Here is a 25,468-nt window from a genome sequence, read left to right as displayed (position 1 = left end):
TTTTGAGAAAAAGTATTATAATAACATTTGTCTCTAAAATACATGGTCTGGTGACGATGGCGAAGAGGACACACCCGTTCCCATACCGAACACGGAAGTTAAGCTCTTCAGCGCCGATGGTAGTTGGGGGTTTCCCCCTGTGAGAGTAGGACGTTGCCGGGCAAGAGAAGATCAGCTGATAATGCTGGTCTTTTTTGTTGGAAAAAAGGCACGATATTATAGAGTGTATGATCATAGGAATTTGAAAGCTTTATCCACGGCTATGAACTGTTACCTCATTAATTCAACTAATTTTTCACATTTACTTAAAATTACCCCAACTTTTCTCTCTCCATTAACAAGAATCCAATTCTCAATAGAAAATTGTTTCTAATTTATACAAACTATTAATGGTAAATTTCTGATAGTATCAAAATGAGATTTGCTAAAAGAGAGTTGATATTCGGTAATATGAAAAATTATGTTCAATCTGAGAAGCAGACAGTTCGAAGTGGATTCAACGATTTATTTCTTTTTTTGAAGAAACCTACGGACCCTATCAGGATGACATTTCAATGGTTATTGCCAATATTAAATAGTCGAGAAGCGAAGAACCGTATTCATAAAATTTATGCGGCTTTTTCGCTTTTCTTTGTAACTGGGTTTAACAGGTTTATTTTGATCAAAACAAACAAATAAAGAAAAAGAAAATAACTTCGTAAAATTACAGATTTTCTGGACAAAATGATAAGGAGAGCAACTTAGTTGCAATATAGGAATTCATCTCATATAATAAAAGTCAAATATAGTCAAAGTCAGATTGGAGGAGGCGGAGTGAGAAACATATCTGATATTATTGAAAATTATTTAAAGCAAGTATTGGATATGAGCGAGAAAGAAATTGTAGAGATTAAAAGAAGTGAAATTGCAGATAAGTTCCAATGTGTTCCTTCTCAAATTAACTATGTCATAAACACTCGGTTCACGACTGAAAGAGGATATGTAGTTGAAAGTAAAAGAGGGGGCGGTGGGTATATTCGAATTAAGAAAGTGAAAGTATATGACCATGCACACCTTATAGATCAACTTCTTTCGCTTATACAAAATAGAATTTCCCAGTCAAGTGCTGAGGATATTATTCTCAGACTGGTTCAAGAAGGGATCATCAGTCGAAGAGAAGCGAAATTAATGACGAGTGTAATGGATCGTTCTGTGCTCTATATTGAACTGCCGCATCGGGATGAGCTAAGAGCAAGGATGCTAAAAGCCATGCTGACCACTTTAAAATATAAATAATTTCAATAGATGGGGTGACGAAGATGATTTGCCAAAATTGTCAAGAAAGACCGGCAACCCTTCATTTTACAAAAATTATTAATGGTGAAAAAACAGAAGTACATTTATGTGAAACTTGTGCTCAAGAAAAGGGAGAAACCTTTATGTTTCATGGAGGCTCCGGCTTTAGCATCCATAACCTATTAGCCGGGCTATTAAATGCAGAGCCACATTTTCAGCAGACAAATGCAAATGCGTTTCCAACCCATGAGGTAGTAAGATGTGAGCATTGTCATATGACATATAGTCAGTTTGCCAAAGTCGGCAGATTTGGTTGTTCCGAATGTTATAAAGCATTTAGTAACCAGTTGGAACCGATTTTAAGAAGGCTGCACGGAGGAAATGCTTCACATACTGGGAAAATACCTAGACGAACTGGCGGCCGAATTTCTTTAAGAAAAAAAGTTCAAGATTTAAAGCAGCAACTTCGCATTCTTATTGAGCAAGAGGAATTTGAAAAAGCAGCAGTATTGCGAGATGAAATACGTTCCCTTGAAAGAGAGATGTCACTTGCTCAAGATGGGAGGGAGAGCGAATGAGTTTAGAACGTTTTATGAAGAAAGCCGTAAGTTCTTGGATGAGTGAAGAAGGACCGGACTCCGACATTGTATTAAGCTCAAGAATTCGACTTGCGAGGAATTTGAAAAATTTCACTTTTCCGACATTATACTCACATGAAGAAGCTCAAAACATAGTGTCAATTTTGAAAGATAAAATGCAGGGAGAGATTCCTGGTATTGGGAAGCTTGAACTTATAAAGATGAATGAACTACAGCCTTTAGAAAAAAGGGTGTTGGTAGAAAAACATTTAATAAGCCCTCATTTATCAGAGCATTCTCCTTATGGGGCCTGTTTTCTTTCGGATGATGAAAAAATCAGCGTAATGATTAATGAAGAGGATCATGTAAGAATTCAGTGTATTTTTTCAGGATTGCAGCTTTCAGAAGCATTAGAGCATGCTAATAAAGTGGATGACTGGATTGAAGAAAACGTTGATTATGCGTTTGATGAGCAGCGGGGCTATTTAACAAGCTGCCCAACAAACGTAGGGACCGGACTTCGAGCTTCCGTTATGATGCATTTGCCAGGACTTGTCCTTACACAGCAAATGAACAGATTAATACCGAGCATCAACCAATTAGGATTGGTTGTAAGAGGTATTTATGGAGAAGGTAGCGAAGCATTAGGAAATATTTTTCAAATTTCCAATCAAATGACACTTGGAAAATCTGAAGAAGACATTGTGGAGGACCTAAAAAGTGTGGTCCAACAAATTATTGACCATGAAAGATCGGCAAGAGAAGCATTAGTCAAAACATCAAACATACAATTAGAAGACAGAGTATTCCGTTCTCTCGGTGTTCTTTCGCACGCAAGAGTCATCGAATCAAAAGAAGCGGCAAACTGCCTATCGGACCTACGACTAGGTATTGATTTAGGATATATCAAAAATATCCCAAAAACCATATTGAATGAGCTGATGATATTAACACAGCCCGGATTTTTACAACAATATAGCGGAGGAATTTTGAGACCGCATGAAAGAGATATTCGAAGGGCTGCTTTTATACGAGAAAGGTTGCATTTGGAAAATACGAAAGAGTAAGGAGGAATTGAAATGATGTTTGGGCGTTTTACAGAAAGAGCACAAAAGGTTTTAGCTTTAGCACAAGAGGAAGCGATCCGTTTAGGTCACAATAATATTGGCACTGAACATATTTTGCTAGGCCTTGTCCGTGAAGGAGAAGGAATAGCGGCAAAGGCTCTTCATGCGCTTGGATTAGGAGCTGAAAAAATTCAAAAAGAAGTGGAGAATTTAATCGGCAAGGGGCAAGATACTGCACAGACTATTCACTATACACCACGAGCTAAAAAAGTCATTGAGCTTTCAATGGATGAAGCACGCAAACTTGGTCATTCCTATGTAGGTACTGAACACATATTACTTGGACTCATTCGTGAGGGTGAAGGTGTTGCAGCACGAGTACTTAATAACTTAGGTGTGAGCCTCAACAAAGCACGACAACAAGTGCTTCAGTTGTTAGGAAGCAATGAAAGTGCGGGGCACCAAGGGAATACATCTTCAACTGCTAGCACGCCGACACTTGATAGTTTGGCGCGTGACCTGACTGCTATTGCAAGAGAAGGTAGCTTAGATCCTGTTATTGGGCGCAGTAAAGAAATTCAACGTGTGATTGAGGTACTAAGCCGTCGAACCAAAAACAACCCTGTTCTAATCGGGGAGCCGGGTGTTGGTAAAACAGCGATTGCCGAAGGATTGGCACAGCAAATTGTTAATAATGAAGTTCCTGAAATTCTTCGCGACAAGCGTGTAATGACCCTTGATATGGGAACGGTTGTAGCGGGAACTAAATATCGTGGTGAATTTGAAGATCGTCTGAAGAAAGTGATGGATGAAATTCGCCAGGCAGGTAATATCATTCTGTTCATTGATGAGCTGCATACATTAATCGGTGCAGGCGGGGCAGAAGGAGCAATCGATGCGTCCAATATCTTAAAACCATCCTTAGCTCGTGGTGAATTGCAATGTATTGGTGCCACTACATTAGATGAGTATCGTAAGTACATTGAAAAAGATGCTGCATTAGAAAGACGCTTCCAACCAATTCAGGTGGATGAGCCGACTGTAGAGGAGTCTATTCAAATTTTACAGGGTCTCCGCGACCGTTATGAAGCGCATCACCGAGTATCCATTTCAGACGAAGCAATTGAAGCGGCTGTTAAGCTTTCAGATCGTTATATTTCAGATCGTTTCTTACCGGATAAAGCTATTGATTTAATTGATGAAGCTGGTTCCAAGGTTAGACTGCGTTCTTATACAACACCACCGAATTTAAAAGAGCTTGAAATGAAGCTTGAGGAAGTTCGTAAGGAAAAGGATGCAGCAGTTCAAAGCCAAGAATTTGAAAAAGCAGCTTCTCTACGCGATACTGAACAACGGTTAAGAGAAGAGTTGGAAGAAACGAAGAAGACTTGGAAGGAAAAACAAGGGCAAGAAAACAGTGAAGTGACAGTAGAAGATATCGCAACAGTTGTATCTAACTGGACGGGTATTCCAGTTACAAAACTGGCGCAAACAGAATCCGAAAAACTTCTGAATATGGAAGAGATCCTGCATAAGCGTGTGATTGGTCAAGAAGAAGCGGTAAAAGCTGTTGCGAAAGCTGTTCGTCGTGCAAGAGCTGGGTTGAAAGATCCAAAACGGCCGATTGGTTCCTTTATTTTCTTAGGACCTACAGGTGTGGGGAAAACGGAGCTTGCGAGAGCGCTAGCTGAATCTATTTTCGGAGATGAAGATGCGATGATTCGCATTGACATGTCTGAATACATGGAGAAGCACTCCACTTCACGTTTAGTTGGTTCTCCTCCTGGATATGTAGGATATGAAGAAGGTGGCCAATTGACAGAGAAGGTCCGCAGAAAGCCATATTCTGTTGTGCTTTTAGATGAAATTGAAAAAGCACATCCAGATGTATTTAACATTCTTTTACAAGTTCTCGAGGATGGCCGTTTAACAGATTCAAAAGGACGTACAGTCGACTTTAGAAATACTATTTTAATCATGACATCAAACGTAGGAGCGTCTGCTCTCCAGCGAAATAAATATGTTGGCTTTAATATTCAAGATGAAAACGAAGGCTATAAAGATATGAAGAGCAAAGTGATGGAAGAGCTAAAACGTGCCTTCCGTCCGGAGTTCCTAAATCGTATTGATGAAATTATCGTCTTCCATGCTCTTGAGAAGAAGCACTTGAAAGAAATTGTAACTTTAATGGTTGACCAGTTAGTTAAGCGTCTGAAAGAGCATGAGATTGATCTTGAGATTTCAGAGGCAGCGAAAGAAAAAATCGCTGAAGAAGGCTTTGATCCGGAATATGGGGCGCGTCCTTTACGCCGTGCCATCCAAAAGCATGTTGAAGATTTCCTCTCAGAGGAACTGCTAAAAGGCACAATCCAAAAAGGGCAATCCGTTGTCATCGACGTAGTGGATGGACAGTTTACGGTAAAACCAAAGGAAGAAGCTACTTCCCAATCATAAATCAAATTGGCGTAGAATCGAATAAACTTTCATAGGATCTTGAAACGTTTTACGATGTACTTCGTATGTAAGATCGCTATGTAATTTTTATTCATTCTGCTTTAGCCAAAGTGAAAAACTCGGCTAATCAACCATAGCCGAGTTTTTCTTGTCCCATATTTGTGAAGGGGATAACATGGTTTTATTACAGGTTTTAAGAAGGAAAATACATAGACCATCTATAATTGTATGAATAGAAATGGATTGTGAATGCAACGGATTCGCTTCATTCTGAATCTGGAGAGACATCATTCTTGGATAAAGCCAAGAATAAACCTAAGGAGGGGGGATCAAATGGTAAAAAAGAAAACAAAATTTATATGTCAGTCTTGTGGTTACGAGTCTCCAAAATGGATGGGGAAATGTCCAGGCTGCAGTGAGTGGAATAAGATGGTGGAAGAAACGGAAATTGTTAAGTCCGGAAGAAGAGGAGCTTTTACTCACAGTGAAACGGCTGCAGGTGGTATTAGACAAAAAGCAACACCCATTACCACAATTGAAGCATCACAAGAGCCTCGTATGCTTACTGACCTTAAAGAACTGAACAGAGCTTTAGGTGGAGGCGTTGTTTACGGTTCACTCGTACTAATTGGTGGAGACCCGGGAATCGGAAAATCGACTTTGCTTCTTCAAGTGTCCGCTCAGCTTGCCCGTAAACAGAAAAAAGTTCTTTATATTTCCGGAGAGGAATCAGTAAAGCAAACAAAGTTACGGGCTGACCGACTAGGAACGGTTTCGGAAAATTTATTTGTATACTCTGAGACGGATATGGATTTTATTGAGCAGGCCATTACAGATGTGCAGCCACAGCTAGTTATTATTGACTCCATTCAAACCGTTTTTCAGCCAGAAGTGACATCTGCACCTGGGAGCGTTTCGCAGGTGAGAGAATGTACAGCTACCTTGATGCGTATTGCAAAAACAAAAGGCATTGCTATTTTTATCGTGGGTCATGTGACGAAAGAAGGGGCAATTGCCGGTCCAAGACTCTTGGAGCATATGGTTGATACAGTCCTTTATTTTGAAGGTGAACGGCATCATACATATAGAATATTACGAGCTGTTAAAAACCGGTTTGGATCTACGAATGAAATGGGAATTTTTGAAATGAAAGAACAGGGTCTAGAGGAAGTAGAAAATCCGTCTGAAATCTTTTTGGAAGAGCGTTCACAAGGCGCTTCAGGCTCAACTGTAGTTGCTTCTATGGAAGGTACGAGACCTGTTTTAGTGGAAATTCAAGCATTAATTTCCCCGACCAGCTTCGGAAATCCTCGCAGAATGGCTACAGGTATTGACCATAATCGAGTTTCTCTTTTAATGGCTGTTTTAGAAAAAAGAGTAGGCATGCTTTTGCAAAATCAAGACGCGTATTTGAAGGTAGCAGGAGGAGTCAAGCTTGATGAGCCAGCAATCGACCTGGCTATTGCAGTTAGTATCGCATCAAGCTTTCGCGATAAGCCCACGCGTCAAACAGATTGCATAATAGGAGAAGTAGGGTTAACAGGAGAGGTTCGGAGAGTCTCAAGGATTGAACAGCGGGTACAGGAAGCAGCCAAGCTTGGATTTGAAAGAGTGATTCTTCCATCTAACAATCTCGGGGGCTGGAATCCTCCAAAAGGGATAGAGGTCATTGGTGTCACCACTGTTTCTGAGGCTTTAATGTATGCTTTAGGAGGATAAGCATGAGTGAAAAAAAAGCAGACAAAGTAAAATCCGATATTTTGCAGTTGGTATCACCTGGAACCCCGCTAAGAGAAGGGATCGACAATGTACTTCGGGCGAATACAGGAGGGCTTATTTTAGTTGGGTATAATGAAAAGGTTAGAGAAATTGTAGACGGCGGTTTTAAAATTGATTGCCCGTGTACACCAAGTAATCTTTATGAGCTGGCTAAAATGGACGGTGCAATTGTGCTTAACGAAACAGGAGACCGAATTCTTTTAGCCAATGCCCAACTTGCCCCTGATCCGGCCATTCCGTCCTCCGAAACAGGTATGCGTCATCGCACAGCTGAGCGGGTCGCCAAAGAAACAAAGGCTCTGGTTATTGCTATTTCACAAAGAAGAAACGTTATTACCCTTTATCAAGGGAATTTTCGTTACTCATTAAAGGACATGGGTGTCATTTTAACGAAGGCCAATCAAGCTATTCAAACGCTTGAAAAATATAAGACAGTCCTCGATCAAAGTATTGATGAGCTCAGTGTTTTAGAGTTTGAAGAGGTTGTTACTTTTTCCGATTTGCTACGGGTCTTGCAACGTTTTGTTATGTTTCTTCGTATAAAAGGGGAACTGCTTTCTTATTTGACAGAACTCGGTACAGAGGGCAGATTAATTCGTTTACAAATGAATGAACTAATCTCTTCACTTGAAGAAGAAGGCGATTTGATTATTCGAGATTATATAAGTGATAAGCGAATAAATTCTAAGGATATTCTTTTAAAGCTCCAAGAATTATCTCAGCAGGAATTTCTTGAGGATAGTACTCTATTAAAGGTTATGGGCTACAATGGCTATATCCAATCAGATGAAACCGTCATTCCGCGCGGATATCGAATATTAAATAAAATACCGCGACTACCTAGTCTTATTATTGAAAATCTTGTAGAGGAGTTTAAAAATTTTCCCAATATCACGAAGGCTTCTGAAGAAGAGCTGGATGATGTAGAAGGGATAGGCGAAGTTAGAGCCAAAAAAATTAAAGAAGGCTTACGGCAATTAAAAAACCAACTAAAATAATCTACATTCTTATTTTACAAGACTTTATTTGACACGTTCTTTTATACAGTGCTAGCCTAAAAGTACAGAGTGGAGACTTTTTGTTAGTGGCAAAGTAGAAAAAATGCTTCTTGAGGTTTCAATTTCTATATTTTGTTTATAATGATTAAAAGGAGGTGAAAGGATGTTAAAACGCATTATACAAGCATGCTTTCTGATAATAGGGGGTACACTGGGAATCTTTCTCTTACCCCAATTATTATTCTTAATGAATGCTGATGATCTTGGTTTTATTAATAATCCTTATGTAACGGCTATTTTAGGTGCACTTATCTTTTATCTTTTTACTTTTTGGACAATCGATTATGTGGTGAATTTTATTAAGTGGGTAGAAGAGCTTCTTGTAAAAGCTCCTATTACAGACATTATTTTTGGAAGTGTGGGACTTCTTGTTGGTTTGTTTGTTGCCTTCTTGATTGGTTACGCTTTAAATGCGATTCAAGTACCTATTGTCAATACGGTAGCTCCGATTCTATTGACTCTATTATTTGGTTATCTTGGCTTTCAAGTAGGGTTTAAAAAGAGAGATGAGCTTCTTCATTTATTGGCAAAAAATAATAAAAAGAAATCGTTTGATTCTGAAGACGAGGCAAAAGATGACAATCAATCTTCCTATAAAATTTTAGATACGAGCGTTATTATTGATGGAAGAATAGCAGATATTTGTCAAACAGGCTTTATCGAAGGAACGATTGTGATTCCGCAATTCGTTTTGGAAGAGCTGCAGCATATTGCCGATTCCTCGGATGCCTTGAAAAGAACAAGAGGCAGAAGAGGCCTTGATATTTTAAATCGTATTCAAAAAGAAATAGCTGTAAAGGTAGAATTTTACGAAGGCAATTTCGATGATATTCAAGAGGTGGACTCTAAGCTTGTAAAGCTTGCAAAAGTAATGGGCGGAGTTGTTGTGACGAACGATTTTAATTTAAATAAAGTTTGTGAATTTCAAAACGTACCGGTATTAAATATTAATGACTTAGCCAACGCTGTGAAGCCAGTTGTCATTCCAGGGGAAGAGATGAGTGTTCTTGTCATTAAAGATGGAAAAGAACAGAACCAAGGTGTTGCTTACCTAGATGACGGTACGATGATTGTTGTGGAGGATGGCCGTGATTATATTGGAAAACAGATTGAAGTCCTAGTAACAAGCGTACTTCAGACTTCAGCTGGTCGCATGATTTTTGCGAAGCCAAAGCTATTGGAAAAGGCACTTTAAGTTAGAAAGACGGGAGAAAAAACCTATGCAATATGAAGTTGTCATTCCCGCTGCCGGACAAGGTAAAAGAATGAAAACAGGAAGAAATAAGCTTTTTCTCGAATTATCTGGCACACCGCTCATCATTTACACTTTACAAGTGTTTGATCGAGATCCGCAATGCAAAAAAATGATTTTGGCAATTAATCCGGCTGAAGAAGAGATTTTCACATCTCTTCTTCAGTCTTATTCTATTCATAAGCCCATAGTGTTTGTATCAGGCGGAGCTGAACGACAGCATAGCGTCTATAACGGCTTGAAGGAAATTCAAAATACTGAGATTGTGCTAGTTCATGATGGTGCACGTCCTTTTGTTCAAGCTGACTTACTTACTAAGTTGATCAAGACTGCTGTCGAAAGGGGAAGTGCGATCCCGGCTGTTCCAGTCAAGGATACAGTAAAAAAGGCAAAAGGAACAACTGTTGTGGAAACGGTTGAACGTTCTTGCTTGTGGGCTGTGCAAACACCACAGGCTTTTCGTGTGTCGGTGCTCAGAAAAGCTCATGAAAAAGCGGCAGAGGAAGGATTTCTTGGAACAGATGATGCAAGCTTAGTCGAAAGGATCAACGAGGAAGTAGTAATCGTTGAGGGAGACTACCATAATATCAAAATAACAACTCCAGAAGATTTATTGTTTGCTGAAGCTATTTTACAAAAGCAATTACAAAAATAAAGGAGAAAAACAATGTTTCGAATTGGACAAGGATTTGATGTACATCAGCTGGTTGAAGGTAGACCATTAATTATTGGAGGCATCAAGATCCCTTATGAAAAAGGATTATTAGGTCACTCAGATGCGGATGTGTTATTGCATACTGTGGCAGACGCTTGTTTGGGGGCCATTGCAGCGGGCGACATTGGGAAACATTTCCCTGATACGGACCCTGCCTTTAAGAATGCTGATTCTGCCATACTTTTACAACATGTTTGGGAACTTGTAAAAGCAGCAGGATATGAATTAGGGAACATTGACTGCACAATCATTGCCCAAAAACCGAAAATGCGCCCTTATATTGACCAAATGAGATCCAGGATTGCTGAATTGCTCGAGGCGAATATAGAGCAGGTCAATGTAAAAGCGACAACTACCGAAAAATTAGGTTTTACAGGTAGGGAAGAAGGAATTGCTTCTCAAGCGACTGTTTTGCTTGTAAAGAAAAGAAATGGATCGCGGGATTCTTAAATAAACCTGCTATCGGCTTTTACAAGAATGGTTTATTACAAATTGTTGAAATGGTAAAATGATTTAATGTATGTTAAAAGACAATAACCCCTCAAGGAGGCGTATGTATGAGCAGTGAAATTCGTGTTCGTTATGCACCAAGTCCCACAGGACATTTACATATAGGAAATGCGCGAACTGCACTTTTTAATTATCTTTTTGCCCGTAATCAAGGTGGAAAATTCATTATCCGTATTGAAGATACGGACAAAAAAAGAAATATCGAGGGCGGCGAAGAAAGCCAGCTGAAATACTTGAAGTGGCTTGGAATCGACTGGGATGAAAGTGTAGATAAGCCAGGAGAGTACGGCCCATATCGTCAGTCAGAGCGGAATGATATTTATCAAAAGTATTATAATGAGCTTTTAGAGAAGGGCTTAGCTTATAAATGCTATTGTACGGAAGAAGAGCTGGAAGCAGAGCGGGAAGCTCAATTGGCAAAAGGAGAAACACCAAAATACTCCGGTAAATGCCGCCATTTATCTGAGGAAGAGCGCGCTAGGCTAGAAGAAGAAGGACGTAAGCCAAGCATTCGTTTTGCTGTTCCAGCAGGAAAAATTTATGCTTTCAATGACATGGTTAAGGGTGAAGTGTCTTTTGAATCCGATGGCATTGGTGATCATGTTATTGTAAAAAAAGACGGAACACCTACTTATAATTTTGCTGTAACAGTCGACGATCATTTAATGAAAATCTCCCATGTGTTACGAGGTGATGATCATATTTCCAATACTCCGAAACAGTTAATGATTTATGAAGCATTCGGATGGGAGCCGCCAATATTCGGACACATGACTTTGATTGTGAATGAAAGCCGGAAGAAACTAAGTAAGCGGGATGAATCGATTATCCAATTTATTGAGCAGTATGAAGAATTAGGATACTTACCAGAAGCTTTGTTTAATTTTATCGCACTTCTTGGCTGGGCACCTGGCGGAGAAGAAGAAATTTTTACTAAAGAAGAATTCATCAAAATCTTTGATCCAAAAAGATTATCCAAATCCCCGGCTTTATTCGATAAGCAAAAGCTTACTTGGATGAACAATCAATACTTAAAGCAGCTTGATATCGACAAACTAGTTGAATTAACTCTTCCACAGCTTATTAAAGCAGGCAGAATTTCTGAGCCTTTATCTGAACAAGACAAAAAGTGGGTAAGAGATTTATCAGCACTGTATCAGGAAAAAATGAGTTATGGTGCAGAGATTGTAGAGCTTTCAGAGTTATTCTTCAAAGATGAAGTAGAATTTGAAGAAGAAGCGAAAGAAGTATTGAAGGAAGAACAAGTACCAGAAGTGCTTTCTGCGTTCTTAAAAGAGATAGAGGAGCTTGAAGTTTTTGATGCGGAAGGTATTAAAGCTGCAATGAAAGCTGTCCAAAAATCTACTGGTCAAAAAGGCAAAAAGCTCTTCATGCCGATTCGTGTAGCCACAACAGGGCAGACACACGGACCAGATTTGCCTCAGGCAATTGCTTTATTAGGAAAGGAAAAAATAAAAAATCGTTTAGAGAGTATTTTACATTAACAAATTTGATAAAATATTATATAGTAAAGAATATCTATATACATGAATGAATTTATATGTTTAACGAAGATGGGGAGAAGTAAAAGGGCGAAGCTTAAAAGAGAGAACCATCACCGGCTGAAAGTGGTTTAAGCCTCTCGAACTTTGAAATGCACCCCGGAGTTCCTTGCTGAACCAGATTTGAATTCTGCTAGGCAAAGGCGGGCACCTGCCGTTATCAGGATTAAGTTGGAACAGTTCTGTTTTTAACGGATTGTTCAAACAGAGTGGAACCGCGCGATCAAGCGTCTCTGTCAGTTTTGACAGGGGCGCTTTTTATTTCAACAGATTTTTTAAATAGATTAAGGAGGGGATTGATCTATGTTTAGGGTTTTAAAGGAAGACGTAGAGGTTGTATTTGAGCAAGACCCTGCAGCCCGAAGTTATTTGGAAGTTATATTAACCTATTCTGGATTACATGCCATTTGGGCTCATCGTCTTGCACACGCGTTATACAAAAGAAAATTGTTTTTCCTAGCGCGAGTGATTTCTCAAATCAGCCGTTTTTTTACAGGAATTGAAATTCATCCTGGCGCTAAAATCGGAAGGAGATTCTTTATAGACCACGGCATGGGAGTGGTGATTGGAGAAACATGTGAAATAGGGGATAATGTCACAGTTTTTCAGGGTGTCACCCTCGGGGGGACGGGGAAAGAAAAAGGAAAGCGGCATCCAACCATTAAAGATAATGTATTGATTGCGACAGGAGCAAAGGTACTTGGATCCATAACGATTGGAGAGAATTCAAAGATTGGAGCTGGATCAGTTGTCTTAAAAGAGGTTCCACCAAACTCAACGGTTGTAGGAATTCCAGGAAAAGTCGTGATTCGTGACGGAGTCCGCATTTCCCGCGATTTAAATCATTCCGACTTGCCGGATCCGACAGCCGATCGATTCAAAGAGTTGGAAAAAGAAATCGAACGTTTAAAGAAGGAAATGGAGCATTTGAAGAATAGAAAGGAGTAAAACAATGAGTATAAAAATCTATAACACATTAAGCCGAAAAAAAGAAGAGTTTCAGCCCTTAGAAGAGGGTAAGGTCAAAATGTATGTCTGTGGTCCAACAGTATATAACTATATTCATATTGGAAACGCTCGTCCGGCTATTGTTTTTGATACTGTTAGAAGATATTTAGAATTTCGTGGTTATGAAGTGAGCTATGTATCCAATTTTACAGATGTGGATGACAAACTCATTCGTGCGGCAAACGAGTTAGGAGAAGATGTTCCGACAATTGCTCAGCGTTTTATTGATGCCTATTTTGAGGATATTTCGGCGTTAGGTTGCCGGAAAGCAGACGTCCACCCAAGAGTTATGGAAAGTATGGATATCATTATCGATTTTATTCAAGCCCTTATCGATAAAGGATATGCCTATGAATCGGAAGGCGATGTGTATTATCGAACACGGAAGTTTGAAGGGTATGGCAAGCTTTCACATCAATCGATCGATGATTTAAAAGCAGGAGCGCGCATTGAAGTCGGGGAAAAGAAACAGGATGCCCTTGATTTTGCTCTTTGGAAAGCGGCGAAAGAAGGAGAAATCTCCTGGGATAGCCCATGGGGCAAAGGTCGTCCAGGGTGGCATATTGAGTGCTCCGCAATGGCAAAAAAATATTTGGGAGAAAGTATTGATATTCATGCAGGAGGGCAAGACTTAGCGTTTCCTCATCATGAAAATGAGATTGCTCAATCAGAGGCCCTAACAGGCAAGCCTTTTGCGAAATACTGGATGCATAATGGTTATATTAATATTGATAATGAAAAAATGTCGAAGTCTTTAGGTAACTTTGTGTTAGTCCACGATATTATTAAAAAGCACGATCCGAAAGTACTCAGATTTTTTATGCTTTCTGTTCATTATCGCCATCCAATCAATTATAGTGAAGAATTGCTTGAAAATATGAAGGCAGGTTTAGAGCGGCTAACGACTTCTTATCAAAATATAAAGCATCGTCTAAGCTCAAGCAGCGGTTTGACAGATCATAATGAAGAATGGCTGAATAAGATCCAAGATCTTCGCGAGCAATTCATTAAAGAAATGGATGATGACTTTAATACAGCTAACGCGATTTCCGTTCTATTTGAACTATCCAAGCAAGCGAACTATTATCTCATGGAGAAAAACACACATGAAGAAGTGCTGAAAGCCTTTATGAATGAGTTCGAAACATTATTCTCTGTATTAGGATTAGAACTTGAAGCAGAAGAAGGTTTGCTCGATGAGGAAATCGAACGATTGATACAAGAGAGAAACCAAGCTAGAAAAGAACGTAATTTCAGCCGCTCAGACGAAATTCGTGATCAACTAAAAGCGATGAATATCATTTTAGAAGACACACCACAGGGTACAAGATGGAAAAGAGGATAAGCATGCTTCGTTTCGAAAATAATGTAAATCCTTTGCTTCTTAACAGCTTAGCGCTTGCTTATATGGGAGATGCTGTATATGAAACATATATCAGGCACTTCCTTCTTCAAAAAGGTGGGGTTAAGCCCCATTTACTTCATAAAGAATCTACCCGGTTTGTGTCTGCAAAGGCTCAAAGTAAGGTGATTCATTTTCTGCTCGAGCAGAAGCACCTTACGGAAGAGGAACAAGCAGTGGTCCGAAGAGGTAGAAATGCTAAATCGGGTACAGTTCCAAAAAATACGGATGTTCAAACCTACCGCTACAGTACAGCCTTTGAGGCATTGTTGGGATTCTTATTTTTATCAGAACAAACAGATCGACTTGAAAGCATCATAGATCTAGCTATTGAATATACGGAAGAACAGAAAGGGGGCACGAAACCGTGAGTCAGGAAATCATCATGGGGCGTAACCCAGTATTAGAGGCACTACGATCAAAGAGAGATATTAATAAAATCTGGATTGCAGAAGGTTCCCAAAAAGGATCTATGCAGCAAATTATTGCACTGGCAAAAGAATCGAAGGTTTTTGTGCAGTTTGTACCTAAGAAGAAAATCGATCAAATGGCTGAAGGAAATCATCAGGGTGTAATCGCTCAGGTGGCAGCCTATCAATATGCAGAGCTTGATGATCTTTTTTCTTTGGCTGAAAAGCGGGGCGAGGCGCCTTTCTTTTTGATTTTGGATGAAATTGAAGATCCTCATAATCTCGGTTCAATTATGAGAACAGCGGATGCAACCGGTGCTCATGGTATCATCATCCCGAAAAGAAGAGCGGTCGGTCTCACCTCAACAGTTGCAAAAGCTTCAACCGGTGCGATTGAATATATTCCGGTTGCACGAGTTACGAATCTTTCTAGAACGATTGATGAATTAAAAAATCGTGGTGTTTGGATTGTCGGTACGGATGCCAAGGGCAGTGATGATTACCGTACTTTAGATGGTACGATGCCTATTGGAATTATTATTGGCAGCGAAGGAAAGGGCATAAGTCGTATCTTGAAAGAAAAATGTGATTTCCTTGTTCATATGCCAATGGTCGGGAAGGTTACATCTTTAAATGCCTCAGTAGCAGCCGGATTGCTCATGTATGAGGTTTACCGCAGACGAAATCCATTAGGGAAATAGCAATGAATAACGTCCTATTAGTTGATGGTTACAATATTATTGGAGCTTGGCCGGAGCTAAGGGATTTACGAGATAAGGACCTTTCTGCAGCAAGAGATCGACTTATAGAAATAATGGCTGAATATCAAGCTTTTACTGGGTATCGCGTGATTGTCATTTTTGATGCTCATTTTGTCCAAGGTATTGAGAGAAAGTACAAAAATTACAAAGTAGAAGTGATCTATACTCGAGAAAACGAAACAGCAGATGAAAGAATTGAAAAGCTTGCCATTCAATTAAACAACATTAAAACACAGGTTTATGTAGCGACATCAGATTTTACTGAACAATGGGCCATTTTTGGACAAGGTGCCTTGCGTAAATCAGCAAGGGAGCTGTACAACGAAACTCAATATATTGATAAGGAAATTGAGAAAAAAGTAAAAAAACAAATCAACAAGAAGCCCATTTCAAAAATACCGCTTAGTGAGGAAGTGGCAGAAATTTTTGAAAAATGGCGCAGAGGCAAGCTGTGAGCGGTTGACTTCAAAAAATTCCCTAATGTATAATAATTCTATCTATTGTTTTCGGGCGGAGGAGATAGGTATTGAGTGCAGATTTCGGGAATAAGATAAGCGATAGGTATGCACAGCTCGAAGATGATGAGCTGCTTGAGCTTGTACATAGTGGTGAAAGTGAAGCGTTGGATTATTTAATTCAAAAATATCGCAATTTTGTTCGCGCCAAAGCGAGAACCTACTTTCTTATTGGGGCGGACAAGGAAGATATTGTGCAAGAAGGTATGATTGGTTTATACAAAGCAATTCGCGACTTTAAAGAGGACAAGCTGACATCATTTAAAGCTTTTGCAGAGCTATGTATTACCAGGCAAATTATCACAGCAATCAAAACGGCAACACGTCAAAAGCATATTCCTTTGAACTCATACGTATCACTCGACAAACCGATTTATGATGAAGAATCAGACCGCACACTTCTTGATGTTATATCAGGTGCAAAGGTTATGGATCCTGAAGAATTGATTATTAACCAAGAAGAATTTGATGACATTGAATTGAAGATGGCTGAACTACTAAGCGATTTAGAGAGAAAAGTGTTGGCACTCTACTTGGATGGTCAGACCTATCAAGAAATATCTGAAGAACTAAATAGACACGTGAAATCGATTGATAATGCGCTTCAGCGAGTAAAAAGAAAACTGGAGCGATATTTGGAAGTTCGAGAAATAACACTGTAAAAGCATTATTGAAAAACCGGCTGTTGCAGGAAACGAGGTTTAGCAACTGTCCGGTTTTTATTATTATGTCCAACTCCTAGCACGATCTAGTTCTCTAACTTTGAAAGATATGATTTCGTGTTGTGTAAGCCTTTCGGTCTATAGGACAGATTTCTCAAAATAGATTGACAATAAAAGTAAGGCTATGATAAAGTTTTATGGACGTAAAAGTAAATAAGCAGGTGTACATGATGAGAAATAAAGTAATTCTTGCTTGCACAGAATGTGGATCTCGAAACTACTCAACCGAAAATAATAAAGCTAATAAACAAGAGCGGTTTGAAATCAATAAATTTTGCAAGGTATGTAATACTCATACTCTTCACAAAGAAACCAAATAAAGTTTTCTAATAGATGTATTTATACAAGTTGGAGGTTACGAACATGCAGCGCTTGACCGAATTTTTCCGCGGTGTTGTACGTGAGATGAAAAAAGTAAGCTGGCCAAAAAGAAAAGAGCTTACTAGATACACAATTACAGTTCTTACAACCGTAGTTATTATGGCACTCTTCTTTGCTGTTGTTGATCTTGGAATTTCTCAACTTATTCGCCTTATTCCGTGAATAAGTTATTCTAAAAATAGCTATAATAGTGTTAGAATAATATGTAACTCGTAAAAGCCCGTTAAACGGGTTTTTTAATTTGGGAAAAATACGCATAATCGTAATCGAAAACTGGTATAGTGCATTAGCCTAATAAAAGAAAATGAGGCAGGGAGGGAAGGACTTAAACGTCCTAAAAGATGGAAAAGAATTGGTATGTAGTTCACACTTATTCAGGCTATGAGAATAAGGTAAAAGCGAATCTTGAGAAACGAGTTGAATCCATGGGAATGCAAGATAAAATATTCCGTGTTGTCGTTCCTGAGGAAGAAGAAATGGATTTAAAGAATGGTAAAAAGAAAGTAGTAAAAAAGAAGGTATTTCCTGGATATGTTCTTGTTGAACTTATTATGACGGATGACTCATGGTATGTAGTTCGTAATACTCCAGGTGTGACAGGTTTTGTAGGCTCTGCTGGATCCGGATCTAAACCAACACCATTGCTTCCGGAAGAAGTGAATGCGATTCTTAAGCGCATGGGTATGGAAGAAAAACGTGTGGAAATCGACTTTGAATTGGGTGAAACCGTGAAGGTCAAGGAAGGTCCGTTTGCTAATTTCACTGGGTCAATTGAAGAACTTGATAAAGACAGAGCGAAGCTTAAAGTGCTCGTAGATATGTTTGGACGCGATACAAAAGTAGAGCTTGACTTTGATCAGGTCGAAAAATTATAATCTAAAAAAACTTGAAATGCATTGTAAAAAATGATAATATTTCATAGGTCAGTATGTCTCAAGTTTTAGAGGCCTGAACAAATTGTTTAGTTCTTTATTTAGCATATAAAGAATTGTGTATGAGTGGGAGGGGAATACCCCCTATTACCACATCACGGACTATAAGGAGGTGTGTCTCGTGGCTAAAAAAGTTATCAAGATTGTAAAACTTCAAATTCCTGCAGGTAAAGCAAACCCAGCGCCGCCGGTTGGTCCTGCTCTAGGTCAAGCGGGTGTTAACATCATGGGATTCTGTAAAGAGTTCAATGCTCGCACGGCAGATCAAGCTGGTTTAATTATCCCTGTTGAAATTACGGTATTCGAAGACCGTTCTTTTACATTCATTACGAAAACTCCACCTGCTGCTGTTCTTCTTAAGAAAGCTGCTGGTATCGAGTCTGGTTCTGGTGAACCAAATCGTAAAAAGGTTGCAACAGTCAAACGTGACAAGGTACGTGAGATTGCTGAAACAAAAATGCCTGACCTAAACGCTGCAAGTGTTGAGGCTGCAATGCGTATGGTTGAAGGTACTGCACGAAGCATGGGTATCGTTATCGAAGACTAATCCATGTAGAAAAGCTATTAGTTGCTACGGGGGTTGCGATGTTGAAATGATTACTCGCAACCTTTATTCGTGGGAGGTTATTCCGCTAAAACCACATATAGGAGGAAAATGAAATGGCTAAAAAAGGTAAAAAGTATCTAGAAGCTGCTAAGCTTGTAGATCGTTCAAAAGCTTACTCAGTAGCTGAAGCGATCGAGCTTGTAAAAAAAGCAAATTATACTAAATTCGATGCAACTGTTGAAGTTGCTTTCCGCTTAGGAGTTGACCCTAAGAAAGCTGACCAACAAATTCGTGGTGCTGTTGTACTTCCAAACGGTACTGGTAAAACTCAACGTGTTTTAGTATTCGCTAAAGGTGAAAAAGCTAAAGAAGCTGAAGCTGCAGGAGCAGATTACGTAGGCGATTCTGATTACATCAACAAAATTCAACAAGGTTGGTTTGACTTTGATGTAATCGTTGCAACTCCAGACATGATGGGTGAAGTTGGTAAGCTTGGTCGCGTATTGGGACCTAAAGGCTTAATGCCAAACCCTAAAACTGGAACAGTTACATTTGATGTAGCAAAAGCTGTTAACGAAATCAAAGCCGGTAAAGTTGAATACCGTGTAGATAAAACTGGTAACATCCATGTACCAATCGGTAAAGTTTCTTTCGAAGACCAAAAGCTAGTTGAGAACTTCACTACAATCTTCGAAACTTTACTAAAAGTTAAACCAGCGGCTGCAAAAGGTACTTACATGAAAAACATCACTGTTACGACTACTATGGGCCCTGGTGTAAAAGTAGATCCAGCTTCATTTGCTGTGAAAAACTAATCATTAACAAAAAATAGTATTTGACATTACAAGGTTGTTTTTATATACTAAGTCTTGTTGTAAATAAATGAATACCATTTGTACCGTAGACAGTAGGTGCTAAAAACTAGCTTAATTTCCTACCGAGGTAATTTCGATATATAGTCTTGTGCTATGAATTTGAATTTACTGCCCTCATGTCTGCGTTGACATGAGGGCTTTCTAATGTGCGGTATAAATGTGTTTCAAGCAAAATCTACAGGAGGTGTAAAGATGAGCAGCGCTATTGAAACTAAAAAGCAAATCGTTGAAGAGATTGCTGAAAAGTTTAAATCTAGTAAAACAACTGTTGTTGTTGACTACCGTGGATTAAACGTAGCTGAAGTGACTGAACTTCGTAAGCAGCTTCGTGAAGCGGGAATCGAATTCAAAGTTTACAAAAATACGCTAACTCGTCGTGCTGCGGAAGCGGTTGAGCTTGGTGGATTAAACGAAGCTTTAACTGGTCCGAATGCGATTGCGTTCTCTCCAGAAGACGTAGTTGCACCTGCGAAAATCCTTAATGATTTCGCAAAGAAACACGAAGCATTAGAAATCAAAGCTGGTGTAATTGAAGGAAACATCGCTTCTGTTGAAGAAATTAAAGCTCTTGCAGAACTTCCTTCACGCGAAGGCTTACTTTCTATGTTGCTTAGCGTTCTTCAAGCTCCAATCCGCAACTTCGCTCTTGCAGCGAAAGCTGTTGCAGATCAAAAAGAAGAACAAGGTGCGTAATAACCAATTCGCATTTATTTAGATTCGATAAAAATTATTTGAAAAACTAAGGAGGAAATAAACAATGACTAAAGAACAAATCATTGAAGCAGTTAAAAATATGACTGTTTTAGAATTAAATGACCTTGTAAAAGCAATTGAAGAAGAATTTGGCGTAACTGCTGCTGCTCCTGTAGCTGTTGTTGGTGCTGCTGCTGGTGAAGCTGCTGCTGAGAAAACTGAATTCGACGTAGTACTAGCTTCTGCTGGTGACCAAAAAATTAAAGTTATCAAAGTTGTTCGCGAAATTACAGGTCTTGGCCTTAAAGAAGCAAAAGAACTTGTTGACAACACTCCAAAACCTCTTAAAGAAGGCGTTTCTAAAGAAGAAGCTGAAGATATCAAAGCTAAGCTTGAAGAAGTTGGAGCAAGCGTTGAAGTTAAGTAATGTTGCATAAAGAAGCTCGCTGTTTTCAGCGGGCTTTTTTTCACTCTGATTCTTCTCCATCGCTTTATCTTCAATTAGAATTCTTCACGATCCTTTCAAAAGGAGGGCTGCGCATGGCAGAGCATTATTACTCCAAAAATCCAAGTATTCAAAGCGATCCGAAATATTGGGATTTTACATTAAGAGGAAAAAAGTTTAGGTTTAAAACGGATAATGGTGTTTTCTCAAAGAATGAAGTAGATTTTGGTTCCCGTTTATTAATTGAAACCTTTTTTATGGACAACGAGGTGAGTGGTAACATTCTTGATGTGGGTTGTGGTTATGGTGCAATTGGTCTTTCTTTAGCTCACGCATATCCTGAAAGACAAATCGAAATGATAGATGTCAATGAAAGAGCTATAAAGCTAGCAAGGGAAAATGCTGAAGCTAATGGTATCCGAAATGTAAAAATTTACACGAGTGATCTATTCGCTTCAGTTAAAAATAAAGAATTCGCAGCGATTTTATCAAATCCTCCTATCCGTGCTGGGAAGAAGGTTGTTCATGATATTTTAGCATTGAGCTACGATTATTTAGCTCAGAACGGTACACTTTGGATTGTCATTCAAAAAAAGCAGGGTGCTCCATCTGCTATGGCAAAAATGGAGAAAGTATTCGGGAACGTCGAAGTTATTGAAAAAAAGAAAGGATATTATATTCTTTCTTCTAAAAAAGTTTGACTCTATTTGTTGACTATGTTAATATTATAAAATGCATATATATAATTTCCTCGTACTGTACATTTTTATACTTATTTGATCATTTTTTGAATAGATCATGGTATTAATGGGGAAAATATATAAATAATAGTTCGTTTTATGTGAATTATGGTTTTTAAATAAAAACCATTTTCTTTTTGTCTAAGGGGATTGAATTCTCTTAGATAATAGATCTTTATTACGCTTGATTTGAGGGGTGAATCTGTTGACAGGTCAACTTGTTCAGTATGGACGACACCGCCAACGCAGAAGTTATGCACGAATTAGCGAGGTTTTAGAACTACCAAACCTTATTGAAATCCAAACCTCTTCCTATCAATGGTTTTTAGATGAAGGTTTAAGAGAGATGTTCCAAGACATTTCTCCTATCGAGGATTTCACTGGTAATCTTTCGCTTGAATTTATTGATTACAGCCTCGGGGAACCAAAATACTCCGTTGAAGAGTCAAAAGAGCGAGATGTTACATATTCTGCACCGCTTCGTGTGAAGGTCCGTCTTGTTAATAAAGAGACAGGGGAAGTAAAAGACCAGGATGTTTTCATGGGTGACTTTCCTTTAATGACGGAAACAGGCACATTTGTTATCAATGGGGCAGAACGTGTTATTGTATCTCAGTTAGTTCGTTCACCAAGTGTGTACTATAGCAAGAAAATCGATAAAAATGGTAAACAAGGCTTTAATGCTACGGTGATTCCAAACCGTGGCGCATGGCTTGAGTATGAAACAGATGCCAAAGATGTAGTGTATGTACGAATTGACCGTACTAGAAAGCTTCCGGTAACAGTTTTGTTACGTGCGCTTGGATTTGGCTCTGATCAAGAAATCATTGATTTAATCGGTGACAATGAATATATAAGAAATACCCTTGAAAAGGACAATACGGGGAGCACGGAAAAAGCGCTTCTTGAAATCTATGAACGCTTACGTCCGGGCGAGCCGCCGACAGTAGAAAATGCCAAAAGCCTTCTAGTGTCTCGTTTCTTTGACCCTAAACGTTATGATTTAGCAAACGTTGGGCGCTATAAAATTAACAAAAAGCTTCATATTAAAAACCGTCTATTCAATCAGCGTATTGCTGAAACATTGGTAGATCCTGAAACAGGCGAGATTCTTGTAGAAAAAGGGACTCTTTTAGACCGCCGTACACTTGATAGAATTCTTCCATATTTGGAAAAAGGAATTGGTTTTAAAACCCTTCATCCTGTCGGTGGTGTAGTTGAAGAGGAAGTTCTAGTTCAATCTATTAAGATCTTCGCTCCTGGAGAATCAGACGGTGAAAAAGAAATTAATATTATCGGTAACGCTAATGTAGCTGAGCATGTTAAGAATATTTCTCCTGCAGATATTATTGCTTCTATTAGCTATTTCTTTAATTTACTATACTCTGTTGGAGATACAGATGATATCGACCATCTAGGAAACCGTCGTTTGCGTTCTGTTGGTGAACTATTACAGAACCAATTCCGAATTGGTCTTTCTCGTATGGAACGTGTAGTTCGTGAAAGAATGTCTATTCAAGATACGAACACAATAACACCTCAGCAGCTAATTAATATACGTCCTGTTATTGCATCTATTAAAGAATTCTTTGGTAGTTCGCAATTATCACAGTTCATGGATCAAACGAATCCTCTTGCTGAGCTTACACATAAGCGTCGTCTTTCTGCATTGGGACCTGGTGGATTGACTCGTGAACGAGCTGGCTTTGAAGTGCGTGACGTTCACTATTCCCATTATGGTCGTATGTGTCCGATCGAAACACCAGAGGGTCCAAACATTGGTTTGATCAACTCTCTATCAAGCTTTGCAAAAGTAAACCGATTCGGGTTTATTGAGACACCTTATAGACGTGTAGATCCTGAAACAGGTAAGGTGACGGATCGAATTGATTACCTTACAGCCGATGAGGAAGATAACTATGTGGTGGCTCAAGCAAATGCCCGTCTAGCTGAAGACGGAACCTTCTTGGATGATGAAGTGGTAGCTCGTTTCCGTGGAGAAAATACGGTGGTTAAAAAAGATCGCGTAGATTACATGGATGTTTCTCCTAAGCAAGTAGTATCTGCTGCTACCGCATGTATACCGTTCTTGGAAAACGATGACTCCAACCGTGCCCTAATGGGAGCGAACATGCAACGACAAGCTGTTCCTTTGATGCAGCCTGAAGCTCCGATTGTAGGTACTGGTATGGAATATGTATCTGCAAAAGATTCTGGTGCTGCAGTCATTTGTAAGCATGATGGTATTGTTGAACATGTAGAATCCCGTGAGATTTGGGTTCGCCGTGTGAAAGAAATTGATGGTCAAGAAGTAAAAGGTGACCTTGATAAATATCGATTATTAAAGTTTGTCCGTTCCAACCAAGGAACTTGTTATAATCAACGCCCAATTGTAAGTGTTGGAGATCGTGTAGTAAAAGGTGAGATCCTGGCTGACGGTCCGTCCATGGATAAGGGTGAGCTTGCTTTAGGTCGAAACGTACTTGTTGCCTTCATGACTTGGGACGGCTACAACTACGAGGATGCCATCATTATGAGCGAGCGTCTTGTTAAAGATGATGTGTATACATCTATTCATATTGAAGAATATGAATCTGAATCTCGTGACACGAAACTTGGCCCTGAGGAAATTACTCGAGATATTCCGAATGTAGGGGAAGATGCGCTTCGAAACCTAGACGAAAGAGGAATTATCCGAATTGGTGCCGAGGTAAAAGACGGTGACCTGCTAGTTGGTAAAGTTACGCCAAAAGGTGTGACAGAATTAACAGCGGAAGAGCGTCTGCTCCATGCCATTTTTGGTGAGAAAGCTCGTGAAGTACGTGATACTTCGCTACGTGTACCTCATGGCGGTGGCGGAATTGTCTTAGACGTTAAAGTCTTCAACCGCGAAGATGGCGACGAACTTCCTCCGGGTGTAAACCAATTAGTTCGTGTTTATATCGTTCAAAAACGTAAAATCTCTGAAGGGGATAAAATGGCGGGACGCCATGGTAACAAAGGGGTAATTTCCCGTATCCTTCCTGAAGAAGATATGCCATATTTACCTGATGGTACTCCTGTAGACATCATGTTAAACCCGCTGGGCGTTCCATCTCGTATGAACATTGGTCAGGTGCTTGAGCTCCATCTTGGTATGGCGGCACGTAAGCTGGGAATTCACGTTGCTTCTCCGGTATTCGACGGAGCGCGTGAAGAAGATGTTTGGAATACAATTGAAGAAGCTGGTATGGCGAGAGATGCTAAAACCGTTCTTTATGATGGACGTACAGGTGAACCGTTTGATAACCGTGTTTCTGTCGGTGTCATGTACATGATTAAGCTGGCTCACATGGTTGATGACAAGCTTCATGCACGTTCAACAGGACCTTACTCACTAGTAACTCAGCAGCCACTTGGAGGTAAAGCTCAGTTCGGTGGACAGCGTTTCGGTGAGATGGAGGTATGGGCGCTCGAAGCATACGGTGCTGCTTATACGCTTCAGGAAATTCTTACAGTTAAGTCTGACGATGTTGTCGGACGTGTTAAAACGTACGAAGCAATCGTAAAAGGCGAAAACGTACCAGAACCTGGCGTTCCTGAATCATTCAAGGTATTGATTAAAGAACTTCAAAGCTTAGGTATGGATGTAAAAATCCTATCAAGCGATGATAAAGAGATTGAAATGCGCGATTTAGAGGATGATGATGATATCCATCAAGCAGATGCGTTATCATTAGAGCCTGAAATTAAATCTGACTCTGCCGCTTATGAAGAGACAGAATTAAACACAAGTAAATAAACAGCA

25 protein-coding genes, 1 rRNA gene and 2 other annotated features are annotated in these 25,468 nt (G+C 39.5%); all 26 genes read left to right on the top strand.

From position 1 onward, the window contains the following. Positions 1-46: 46 nt before the first annotated feature. The 26 genes from rrf (at position 47) to rpoB (ending at position 25,462) form a co-directional block, all read left to right on the top strand. Positions 47-162, top strand: a 5S ribosomal RNA gene (gene rrf / locus GD441_RS08830). 702 nt (positions 163-864) lie between these two features. Further along, positions 865-1,275, top strand: coding sequence for a CtsR family transcriptional regulator (locus tag GD441_RS08825; RefSeq protein ID WP_420849673.1), 411 nt, complete (start codon positions 865-867; stop codon positions 1,273-1,275). Between the two features lie 23 nt (positions 1,276-1,298). Next, complete coding sequence (locus GD441_RS08820; protein WP_153125825.1) at positions 1,299-1,853, top strand: protein-arginine kinase activator protein McsA; 555 nt, start codon at positions 1,299-1,301, stop codon at positions 1,851-1,853. After that, positions 1,850-2,920: a protein-arginine kinase McsB gene (locus GD441_RS08815; protein WP_153125823.1), complete on the top strand. Its 1,071-nt coding sequence runs from the start codon at positions 1,850-1,852 to the stop codon at positions 2,918-2,920. Before GD441_RS08820 ends, GD441_RS08815 begins: the two co-directional genes overlap by 4 nt. A 12-nt stretch (positions 2,921-2,932) precedes the next feature. After that, positions 2,933-5,374 carry an ATP-dependent protease ATP-binding subunit ClpC gene (gene clpC, locus GD441_RS08810; protein WP_153125820.1) on the top strand — a complete coding sequence of 814 codons (2,442 nt, stop codon included), beginning with the start codon at positions 2,933-2,935 and terminating at the stop codon, positions 5,372-5,374. A gap of 333 nt (positions 5,375-5,707) precedes the next feature. Beyond that, entirely contained in the window at positions 5,708-7,093 is a 1,386-nt protein-coding gene (radA, locus tag GD441_RS08805; RefSeq protein WP_153125818.1) for a DNA repair protein RadA, read from the top strand. A 2-nt stretch (positions 7,094-7,095) separates the two neighbouring features. Then, positions 7,096-8,151, top strand: a complete 1,056-nt coding sequence (gene disA, locus GD441_RS08800; protein WP_153125816.1) for a DNA integrity scanning diadenylate cyclase DisA — start codon at positions 7,096-7,098, stop codon at positions 8,149-8,151. A 163-nt stretch (positions 8,152-8,314) separates the two neighbouring features. Then, complete coding sequence (locus GD441_RS08795; protein ID WP_153125814.1) at positions 8,315-9,406, top strand: PIN/TRAM domain-containing protein; 1,092 nt, start codon at positions 8,315-8,317, stop codon at positions 9,404-9,406. A gap of 25 nt (positions 9,407-9,431) precedes the next feature. After that, complete coding sequence (gene ispD / locus GD441_RS08790; RefSeq protein ID WP_153125812.1) at positions 9,432-10,118, top strand: 2-C-methyl-D-erythritol 4-phosphate cytidylyltransferase; 687 nt, start codon at positions 9,432-9,434, stop codon at positions 10,116-10,118. 12 nt (positions 10,119-10,130) lie between these two features. Continuing rightward, positions 10,131-10,628 (top strand): 2-C-methyl-D-erythritol 2,4-cyclodiphosphate synthase, encoded by a 498-nt coding sequence (gene ispF, locus GD441_RS08785; RefSeq protein WP_153125810.1) that lies wholly within the window; start codon positions 10,131-10,133, stop codon positions 10,626-10,628. A 107-nt stretch (positions 10,629-10,735) separates the two neighbouring features. Beyond that, positions 10,736-12,193 (top strand): glutamate--tRNA ligase, encoded by a 1,458-nt coding sequence (gene gltX, locus GD441_RS08780; protein ID WP_153125808.1) that lies wholly within the window; start codon positions 10,736-10,738, stop codon positions 12,191-12,193. 57 nt (positions 12,194-12,250) lie between these two features. Then, positions 12,251-12,488 (top strand) — a binding site (T-box leader). Between the two features lie 65 nt (positions 12,489-12,553). Next, complete coding sequence (gene cysE, locus GD441_RS08775) at positions 12,554-13,198, top strand: serine O-acetyltransferase (protein ID WP_153125806.1); 645 nt, start codon at positions 12,554-12,556, stop codon at positions 13,196-13,198. Between the two features lie 4 nt (positions 13,199-13,202). Next, complete coding sequence (cysS, locus tag GD441_RS08770; protein ID WP_153125804.1) at positions 13,203-14,603, top strand: cysteine--tRNA ligase; 1,401 nt, start codon at positions 13,203-13,205, stop codon at positions 14,601-14,603. A 2-nt stretch (positions 14,604-14,605) separates the two neighbouring features. Next, positions 14,606-15,031: a Mini-ribonuclease 3 gene (locus GD441_RS08765; protein WP_153125802.1), complete on the top strand. Its 426-nt coding sequence runs from the start codon at positions 14,606-14,608 to the stop codon at positions 15,029-15,031. Next, a complete protein-coding gene (gene rlmB / locus GD441_RS08760) occupies positions 15,028-15,771 on the top strand; it encodes a 23S rRNA (guanosine(2251)-2'-O)-methyltransferase RlmB (protein ID WP_153125800.1) in 744 nt (247 codons plus the stop codon). Before GD441_RS08765 ends, rlmB begins: the two co-directional genes overlap by 4 nt. A 2-nt stretch (positions 15,772-15,773) precedes the next feature. Next, entirely contained in the window at positions 15,774-16,286 is a 513-nt protein-coding gene (locus GD441_RS08755) for an NYN domain-containing protein (RefSeq protein WP_153125798.1), read from the top strand. A gap of 71 nt (positions 16,287-16,357) precedes the next feature. Next, positions 16,358-17,008, top strand: a complete 651-nt coding sequence (gene sigH, locus GD441_RS08750; protein ID WP_153125796.1) for an RNA polymerase sporulation sigma factor SigH — start codon at positions 16,358-16,360, stop codon at positions 17,006-17,008. A gap of 230 nt (positions 17,009-17,238) precedes the next feature. Beyond that, entirely contained in the window at positions 17,239-17,388 is a 150-nt protein-coding gene (gene rpmG, locus GD441_RS08745) for a 50S ribosomal protein L33 (protein WP_153125794.1), read from the top strand. Positions 17,389-17,431: 43 nt separating this feature from the next. Next, positions 17,432-17,611 carry a preprotein translocase subunit SecE gene (gene secE / locus GD441_RS08740; RefSeq protein WP_153125792.1) on the top strand — a complete coding sequence of 60 codons (180 nt, stop codon included), beginning with the start codon at positions 17,432-17,434 and terminating at the stop codon, positions 17,609-17,611. 179 nt (positions 17,612-17,790) lie between these two features. After that, the gene (gene nusG / locus GD441_RS08735) at positions 17,791-18,324 is read left to right on the top strand and encodes a transcription termination/antitermination protein NusG (protein WP_153125790.1); all 534 of its coding nucleotides are present in this window, start codon (positions 17,791-17,793) and stop codon (positions 18,322-18,324) included. A 178-nt stretch (positions 18,325-18,502) separates the two neighbouring features. Continuing rightward, positions 18,503-18,928 carry a 50S ribosomal protein L11 gene (gene rplK / locus GD441_RS08730; protein ID WP_153125788.1) on the top strand — a complete coding sequence of 142 codons (426 nt, stop codon included), beginning with the start codon at positions 18,503-18,505 and terminating at the stop codon, positions 18,926-18,928. Positions 18,929-19,041: 113 nt separating this feature from the next. After that, positions 19,042-19,743, top strand: coding sequence for a 50S ribosomal protein L1 (rplA, locus tag GD441_RS08725; protein ID WP_153125786.1), 702 nt, complete (start codon positions 19,042-19,044; stop codon positions 19,741-19,743). A 65-nt stretch (positions 19,744-19,808) separates the two neighbouring features. After that, positions 19,809-19,955 (top strand) — a sequence feature (ribosomal protein L10 leader region). 40 nt (positions 19,956-19,995) lie between these two features. Further along, on the top strand, positions 19,996-20,496 hold the full coding sequence (gene rplJ / locus GD441_RS08720; RefSeq protein ID WP_153125785.1) for a 50S ribosomal protein L10: 501 nt from the start codon (positions 19,996-19,998) through the stop codon (positions 20,494-20,496). Between the two features lie 64 nt (positions 20,497-20,560). Continuing rightward, entirely contained in the window at positions 20,561-20,923 is a 363-nt protein-coding gene (rplL, locus tag GD441_RS08715; protein WP_153125783.1) for a 50S ribosomal protein L7/L12, read from the top strand. A 113-nt stretch (positions 20,924-21,036) separates the two neighbouring features. Next, the gene (locus tag GD441_RS08710) at positions 21,037-21,642 is read left to right on the top strand and encodes a class I SAM-dependent methyltransferase (RefSeq protein ID WP_153125781.1); all 606 of its coding nucleotides are present in this window, start codon (positions 21,037-21,039) and stop codon (positions 21,640-21,642) included. Between the two features lie 244 nt (positions 21,643-21,886). Then, a complete protein-coding gene (rpoB, locus tag GD441_RS08705; RefSeq protein WP_153125779.1) occupies positions 21,887-25,462 on the top strand; it encodes a DNA-directed RNA polymerase subunit beta in 3,576 nt (1,191 codons plus the stop codon). Positions 25,463-25,468 lie beyond the last annotated feature (6 nt).

The sequence above is a fragment of the Peribacillus tepidiphilus genome (assembly GCF_009466385.1).
GTDB classification, from domain to species: Bacteria; Bacillota; Bacilli; order Bacillales; family DSM-1321; genus Bacillus_BN; species Bacillus_BN tepidiphilus.
Note: the sequence above shows the minus strand (reverse complement) of the source record. Positions and strands in the feature narration are given on the sequence as shown.